Origin of the sequence: Curtobacterium sp. MCBA15_013 (assembly GCF_001865095.1) — a bacterium.
Lineage (GTDB): Bacteria > Actinomycetota > Actinomycetes > Actinomycetales > Microbacteriaceae > Curtobacterium.
This window is the reverse complement of sequence record NZ_MJGQ01000013.1, coordinates 63,577-70,859: the sequence shown is the minus strand read 5'-3', so window position 1 is coordinate 70,859 and position 7,283 is coordinate 63,577. Positions and strand designations below refer to the sequence as shown.

Below are 7,283 nucleotides of genomic sequence, written 5' to 3'. Positions count from 1 at the left end.
CGGACGGGACCGGGGTCGCCGACCAGTCGTCCGTCGCGTCCCCGGACGAGGAAGCGGACGCGGACGCGGCAGAGGAAGCGGACGCGGACGACGCAGCAGGCGCAGCGGCCGCTGCCGACGCACCGCCAGCCGCGGCCGACGCCGCGTCGGCCGCCGGCCGCTCCGACGGCAGGTGCACCGTGAACACGGTGTCCCCCGGCTCGCTCGTCACGTCCACGGACCCGCCGTGCGCCTGCACGACCGCGTCCACGATGGCGAGCCCGAGCCCCGTCGACCCCGCGGTGCGCGAGCGGGAGCTGTCGGCGCGGGCGAACCGCTCGAACAGCTTCGGCAGGAACTCCGGGTCGATGCCCTGCCCGGTGTCCCGCACGGTCAGGTCCACGCCGGTACCCGAGGCCGACGGCGCGAGCCCCACGGTGATGCGGGTGCCGTCCGGGGTGTGGGTGCGGGCGTTGGTGACGAGGTTGACGATCACCTGGTGCAGGCGCGCGGCGTCGCCCACCACCGTCACCGGGGTCGACGGGACGTCCACCTCGATCGGGTGGTCCGGCGATGCCGCGTGCGCGTCGTTCACCGCGTCGAGCACGAGCCCGGTGAGGTCCACGTCGTCGAACTGGATCTCGCGGCCCTCGTCGAGTCGGGCGAGCAGCAGCAGGTCCTCGACCATGCTCGTCATCCGCTTCGACTCGGACTCGATCCGGCTCATCGCGTACACGACGTCCTTCGGCAGGTCCGCACCCATCCGGCGGGTGAGCTCGGCGTACCCGCGCACCGATGCCAGGGGCGTCCGCAGTTCGTGCGACGCGTCGGCGACGAACTGGCGGACCTTCTGCTCGGAGCGCTCGCGGGCCTGCATGGCGCCGGCGATGTGGCCGAGCATCCGGTTGAAGGCGCTGCCGACGCGGCCGACCTCGGTGCGGGGGTCGGTGTCGGGCACGCGGACGTCCTGCAGGGCGTCGCTGCGCTCGAGTGGCATGCGGGCGACGGTCGAGGCGGTCTCGGCGACCCGTTCGAGCGGCCGCAGGGACCGGCGGACGACGACCGCGGCGACGACGGACGCGGCGACGAGCGCTGCCGCGACGACGATGATCACGACGAGCAGCAGCGACCGGACGCTCTCGTACACGGGCGACATCGGGAGTCCGACCACGAGGACGGCGTTGCCGAGCACCGGGTTGTCGACCTGCACGGCGGCCACGCGGTAGCGGCCGAGCGATCCGCCGAGGTCCATCGTGGCCGGGTCGACGCCGACCTTGACGTTGCCGAGGCGGTCGAGCTGCGTCGTCGTGAGCTGGAGCCGCGAGCTGTTGTCGGTCAGGACGATCCCGCCCGCGCCGCCACCGGAGAAGTAGTACGCGGTGAGGGTGCCGGCCGCCTGGCCGAGGGGTTGCAGGGCGTCGTCGTTCGGGCGCTGCCCGTTCGGGTTCTGCTGTCCCTCGCCGAACTTCGTGCTCGCACGGTCGGTCGCCTTCGAGAGCTGGCTGTCGATCGTGCCCGTCTGGATGGACGCGAGCGCGATGATGCTCCCGGCACCGATGACCGCACTGACGGCGACGACGAGCGCGACGATGCTCAGGACGAGCCGACGACGGAGGGTCACTGCACCGACCTCAGGACGTGGGCTTGATGACGTACCCGACGCCGCGCACGGTGTGGATCATCGGGGTCTCGCCCGCGTCGATCTTCTTGCGCAGGTAGGAGATGTAGATCTCGACGACGGAGGACTTGCCCCCGAAGTCGTAGGACCAGACGCGGTCGAGGATCTGCGCCTTCGACAGCACGCGGCGCGGGTTGCGCATCAGGAAGCGGAGGAGCTCGAACTCGGTCGCGGTCAACTCGATCGGCCGACCGGCGCGGGACACCTCGTACGACTCCTCGTCGAGCACCAGGTCGCCCACGACGATGCGCGAGTCGCCGGCCTCGGAGATCGAGATCTGCGAGCGACGGATGAGCCCGCGGAGCCTCGCCACGACCTCTTCGAGGGAGAAGGGCTTCGTGACGTAGTCGTCGCCGCCCGCGGTGAGACCGGTGACGCGGTCCTCAACGGAGTCCTTGGCGGTGAGGAACAGCACCGGGGTGTCGTCGTTGTTCTGCCGCAGCCGGCTGAGCACCTGCAGACCGTCGAGGTCCGGCATCATCACGTCGAGCACCATCGCGTCGGGCTTCCACTCGCGCGCCGTGCTCAGTGCGTCCTGGCCGCCGTTCGCGCTCTTGACGTCCCAGCCCTCGTAGCGGAGCGCCATGGACAGGAGGTCGGTGAGGCTGGCCTCGTCGTCGACGACGAGGATGCGCAACGGGGTTCCGTCGGCACGCGTGAGGCGCGGGGCTGCTGCAGGCTGGGAGATGGTCACGTCTTCGAGTATCGAGAGTTTCCTATGAGCAGTCTGTGGAGCGCCCCTCGGCGCTCTGTGGATTCCCGAGCAGGCACTCGGCGTCCGCTCCGTACCGTGAGCGCCATGCTCCGATCCTCGGCCTGGCCGGCCTCCGCCCGATCCGTCGACACCGCGCGCATCGAGGAGTCCGCCCGGATCGCAGGCGGTCCCGGGAGGCGCGGCGCGACCCCGGCGGACCGGCTCGCGTTCGCGCGGTCGGTCGCCTCCACCGCCCCGCTGCTGTCCGCGGGGACGGCCGGCGGGTCCTTCGCCGCTCTGGCTGCCGTCGCAGCCGCGGACGTCGCCCTCGCGCGCACGGTCGAGCCGCACCTCGACGCGCTCGGCATCCTCGCCCAGGCCGGGGTGGACGCCCCGGAGGGGTCGACGTGGGGCGTGTTCGCCGCCGAGGGCCCGGGGCTGCGGCTCACGGCGACGTCGGGCGGCTCGGGCGGCTCGTTCGCGCTCGACGGCACGAAGCCGTGGTGCTCCCTCGCGTCGAGCCTCTCGAACGCGCTCGTCACCGCCCACGTCGGGGACGACCGGCAGCTGTTCGCGGTGGACCTCCGGCAGGACGGTGTGACGGTGCACGACGAGGCCTGGGTCGCCCGTGGCATGCCGGACGTGCCGAGCGGCCCGGTCGACTTCGCCGGGGTGCACGCGACGCCCGTCGGCGCTCCCGGGTGGTACCTCACGCGTCCGGGGTTCGCCTGGGGCGGGATCGGTGTCGCGGCGTGCTGGTGGGGTGGCGCGGTCGGACTCGCCCGGGTGCTCCGCTCCCTGGTGGTGTCCCGGCCCGGGTCCGAGCTGCTGCAGGCCGCCCTCGGCGCGACGGTGGCCGACCTCGCCGACGCCGAGGACGCCCTCGCCGACGCCGCGGCCCGGATCGACGGCCCGGGCACCGACTCCGGCGCCGCGTCCGCCCCGACCTCCGACGACGACTGGTCGCTGCTCGCCCAGGTCGTGCGCTCCCGGGTCCGCCGGGCCGTCGACGCCGTCCGGGAGCGGGTCGTGCGGACGATCGGCCCCGCTCCCCTGACCTCGGACCCGGCGGTCGCCGCGCGCGTCGCCGACCTCGAGCTCTACGTGCTGCAGGACCACGGCGAGCGGGACCTCGCCCGTACCGGCCGCATCGTCGTCGAGCGCGGCGGTGTCGCGTGGTGAGCTTCGACCACCGCGAGCCGGGCACCGACCCCGCGGACTGGACGCCCTTCCTGCGGTCGGTGCCCTCGCTGCCGGTGCGGCTCGACGGGGTCGCCGCGGTCGTGGTCGTCGCGCCGCACCCCGACGACGAGACCCTCGGCGCCGGCGGGCTGATCGCGTCCGCCGCGGACGCCGGTGTCCCCGTGCACGTGCTGCTCGTGACCCGCGGCGAGGGCTCGCACCCGGACTCGCCGACCACCTCCCCCGAGCGGCTCCGGGTGATCCGGGACGCCGAGTTCCGGGCGGCGCTGGCGGCACTCGCCCCCGCGGCGAGCGCGACGGTCCTGGACGTCCCGGACGGTGGGCTCCGTGAGCACCCGGACGGGCTCCGGGCGGCGCTCACCGAGCGGGTCGGGCCGGTCGACGGTCCCGTGCTCGTCGTCGCGCCCTGGCGTGGGGACGGGCACCGGGACCACCGCATCGCGGGCGAGGTCGCTGCGGACGTCGTCGCGGGCACTCCGGGAGCGGAGCTGCTCGAGTACCCGATCTGGGCGTGGCACTGGGACGACCCGTCGGACCCCGCGGCGCCCTGGGACCGGGCCCGGTCGCTGGCGCTGTCGTCGGCGGTCTTGGACCGGAAGCGCGCCGCACTCGACGCCTACCCCTCGCAGACCCGGCCGCTCTCGCCGGCCCCGGGCGACGAGGCGATCGTCGACGCCCGGCACGCCGCGCACCACCTGCGGCCGACCGAGTGGTTCTTCGCCGTGTCCGCGGTGCAGTCCTCCCGCTCCCGGGAGTCCTTCGACGCCCACTACGAGCGGAAGCCGGAGGGCTGGGACTTCGAGGGCTCCTGGTACGAACGGCGGAAGCGTGCCGTGACCCTGGCGGCGCTCCCCCGCGAGCGGTACCGGTCCGCGCTCGAGCTCGGCTGCGCGACGGGGGTGCTGACGGCCGCGTTGACCGAGCGCGCCGACGCCGTGCTCGGGAACGACATCGCCGCGGCACCACTGGAACGTGCCCGGCTGCGTGCGCCGGCCGCCCGGTTCGTCCAGGCCGAGCTGCCGTCGGAGTGGCCGGACGGTCGATGGGACCTCGTCGTGGTGTCCGAGGTCGGGTACTACCTGTCGCCGGCGGACCTCGACGCCACGATCGACCGGGTGCTCGGTTCCCTCGACGACGACGGTGTCCTCGTCGCCTGTCACTGGCGGCACCCCGACGACGACGCCGTGACCTCGGGTGACGCCGTGGACGCCCGCATCGCCGAGCGGTGGCCGCGGCCCGCGCTCGTCCGGCACGTCGAGGAGGACTTCGTCCTGAGCGTCTTCCCCGGTCCGTCGGTGGTCTCCGTCGCGACGACGGAAGGGCTGACCCCGTGACGCTCCCCGCACGCGTCGACGTCGTCGTGCCGGCACACGACGAGGAGGACGGCATCGGCGGCTGCGTCGACGCTCTCGCCGACGCGGTCCGGGTCCTGCGGCGAGCGCACCCCACCGTCGAGGTGTCGGTCGTGGTCGTCCTGGACGGGTGCACGGACCGGACGGCGTTCGTCCTCCGGTCGGCGGCGCCCGCGGACCCGCTCTGGACCGAGGTCCCCCTCGAGGTCGTCGAGACCGCGCACCTCGGCGTCGGACGAGCACGGGCCGTCGGGACCACCCGTGCCCTCGCGACGGGACCGGAGCCGTCCGCGCGGTGGACGGCCCACACGGACGCCGACTCCCGCGTCGACCCGGGCTGGCTCGTGCAGCAGGTCGAGGCCCACGCCGACGGCGCGCACGTCCTGGTGGGGGCCGTGGTCCCGGACCCGGACGACCTCGACCCCGTGGTCCTCGCCCGGTGGACGCACGCGCACCCGCCGGGGTCGACGCTCGGCCACGTGCACGGTGCGAACCTCGGGCTGCGGGGGGACGTGTGCCTGGCGATCGGCGGCTTCGACCCGGTGCCCGAGCACGAGGACGTCCGGCTCGTCGAGCGTGCACGAGCCCTCGGGTTCGACGTGCGCGCGACGACGGACCTCCCCGTGGTGACGAGCGGCCGGTTCGACGGTCGGACACCGGGCGGCTACGCCGAGCACCTCCGCCGGACGTACGGCGACGCCAGCTGAGGCTTCATCGGAAGTTCTTGGGATCCCGCAGCGCCGCTCATCGACTGCCTCCCTACGGTCTCCTCGATCCCAACACCGAGGAGAACCATGTTCCTGACCTACCTCAGGCGCGAACTCACGAACCGCAAGAAGCAGACCGTCATCATCGCGATCGGCATGGCGCTCGCCATCGCCCTCGTGGTCATCGTGTCCTCGATCGCGGGCGGCGTGAAGGCCGCGCAGGCGAGCGTGCTGCAGTCCGTCTACGGCGTCGGTACCGACATCACCGTGACGAAGACCGAGACCCCGACCGGCTCCGCCACCGGGCGTCCGAGCTTCGACTTCGGCAGCCAGGGCAGCTCCGGCAGCGGCAGTGGTTCGACCGACCTCTCGCAGTCCCGGCTCGCCGTCTCCCGCGGGTCCAGCACGCTCAGCGCGTCGGACGTGCAGACCGTCACGAGCACGAGCGGAGTGAAGGCCGCGACCGGTGTCCTGACCCTCGAGAACAGCACGTTCTCGGGCCAGGTGCAGCAGCAGTCCGACAGCAGCAGCAGCTCGAGCGACAGCAGCGGCACCGGGACCCAGCAGGGTCCGCCGAGCGGCGGCGAGGGCGGCGGCGAGGGCGGCGGCGGCTTCGGCGGCGGGTCGTTCAGCGTCGACTCGTTCACCGTCACGGGCATCCCGGTGTCCGGTGACACCGTCGGGCCACTGACGAGCACCGAGCTCACGAAGGGTCGCGCGTTCACGTCGGCGGACGCGGGCAAGGACGTCGTCGTGCTCGACGCCGCCTACGCGAAGAGCGAGTCGAAGGCCGTCGGCGACACCGTGTCCATCGGCGGGAAGGACTTCTCGGTCATCGGCATCGTGTCGTCCACCGGTTCGTCGTCGACCACCGGTTCGAACACGTACATCCCGCTGGACACCGCGCAGGCACTGGCGGACCTGGACGGCAAGGTCACCTCGATCTACGTCTCGGCGTCGTCCTCGTCGGACGTCGGCACGATCAAGTCCGCGCTGCAGAAGCAGCTCACCAGCGCCACCGTCTCGACCGAGGCCGACCTCGCGTCGAGCGTCTCGGGCTCGCTGAGCACCGCCTCGAGCCTCGTCTCGAACCTCGGCACCTGGCTGTCGATCGTCGTCCTCGCGGCGGCGTTCCTCATCGCCATCCTCTTCACGATCTCCGGCGTCACCCGACGCACGCGGGAGTTCGGCACCCTCAAGGCGATCGGCTGGTCGAACGGCCGCATCACGCGCCAGGTCGCCGGCGAGTCCCTCGTGCAGGGCATCATCGGCGGCGTGATCGGTGCGGCCGCTGGTCTCATCGGCATCCTCGTCGTGAACGTCATCTCCCCGACGATCTCGGCGAGCGCCTCGTCCACGACGAACCGCGGCGGCATGGGCGGCGGCGGGATGCCCGGCGGCGCGGCGACGGCGGCGGCCGGCAGCGGCACGACCGGTGGCGCCCCCGCCGGTGGGTTCGGCGGTGGCGGTGCGAGCACGGCCTCGACGACCGACGTCGTCCTGCACGCCCCCGTCACCGTCGAGGTGATCCTGCTCGCGATCGGCCTCGCCGTGCTCGGCGGCCTCATCGCCGGCGCACTCGGCGGCTGGCGGGCGAGCCGGCTCCGTCCGGCCGAGGCCCTGCGGAGCGTGGCCTGATGCCCGGGCCGACCACCGGCGCGACCCCCGTC

6 protein-coding genes are annotated in these 7,283 nt (G+C 73.5%); 4 read left to right on the top strand and 2 right to left on the bottom strand.

Going from position 1 to position 7,283, the window contains the following annotated elements; translation table 11 throughout:
* Positions 1-1,600, bottom strand: a 1,600-nt coding sequence (locus BIV01_RS09155; protein WP_071302611.1) for a sensor histidine kinase, incomplete at its 3' end; no start/stop codon positions are given.
* Between the two features lie 10 nt (positions 1,601-1,610).
* Positions 1,611-2,351: a response regulator transcription factor gene (locus BIV01_RS09150; protein ID WP_031274250.1), complete on the bottom strand. Its 741-nt coding sequence runs from the start codon at positions 2,349-2,351 to the stop codon at positions 1,611-1,613.
* A 105-nt stretch (positions 2,352-2,456) separates the two neighbouring features.
* Between BIV01_RS09150 and BIV01_RS09145 the strand changes: the two genes are divergently transcribed.
* From BIV01_RS09145 to BIV01_RS09130, 4 genes are all read left to right on the top strand, one after another.
* Positions 2,457-3,533, top strand: coding sequence for a hypothetical protein (locus BIV01_RS09145; RefSeq protein ID WP_071302610.1), 1,077 nt, complete (start codon positions 2,457-2,459; stop codon positions 3,531-3,533).
* Positions 3,530-4,888: a bifunctional PIG-L family deacetylase/class I SAM-dependent methyltransferase gene (locus BIV01_RS09140; protein WP_254791813.1), complete on the top strand. Its 1,359-nt coding sequence runs from the start codon at positions 3,530-3,532 to the stop codon at positions 4,886-4,888. The genes BIV01_RS09145 and BIV01_RS09140 overlap by 4 nt, the downstream gene beginning before the upstream one ends.
* Positions 4,885-5,613 carry a glycosyltransferase gene (locus tag BIV01_RS09135; RefSeq protein WP_071302608.1) on the top strand — a complete coding sequence of 243 codons (729 nt, stop codon included), beginning with the start codon at positions 4,885-4,887 and terminating at the stop codon, positions 5,611-5,613. The genes BIV01_RS09140 and BIV01_RS09135 overlap by 4 nt, the downstream gene beginning before the upstream one ends.
* An 87-nt stretch (positions 5,614-5,700) precedes the next feature.
* Entirely contained in the window at positions 5,701-7,251 is a 1,551-nt protein-coding gene (locus BIV01_RS09130) for an ABC transporter permease (protein ID WP_071302607.1), read from the top strand.
* The last annotated feature ends 32 nt before the right edge of the window (positions 7,252-7,283 follow it).

Coding starts and splice junctions, on each gene's coding strand:
- BIV01_RS09145 (WP_071302610.1), top strand. CDS start 2,457: ATGCTCCGATCCTCGGCCTGGCCGGCCTCCGCCCGATCCGTCGACACC.
- BIV01_RS09130 (WP_071302607.1), top strand. CDS start 5,701: ATGTTCCTGACCTACCTCAGGCGCGAACTCACGAACCGCAAGAAGCAG.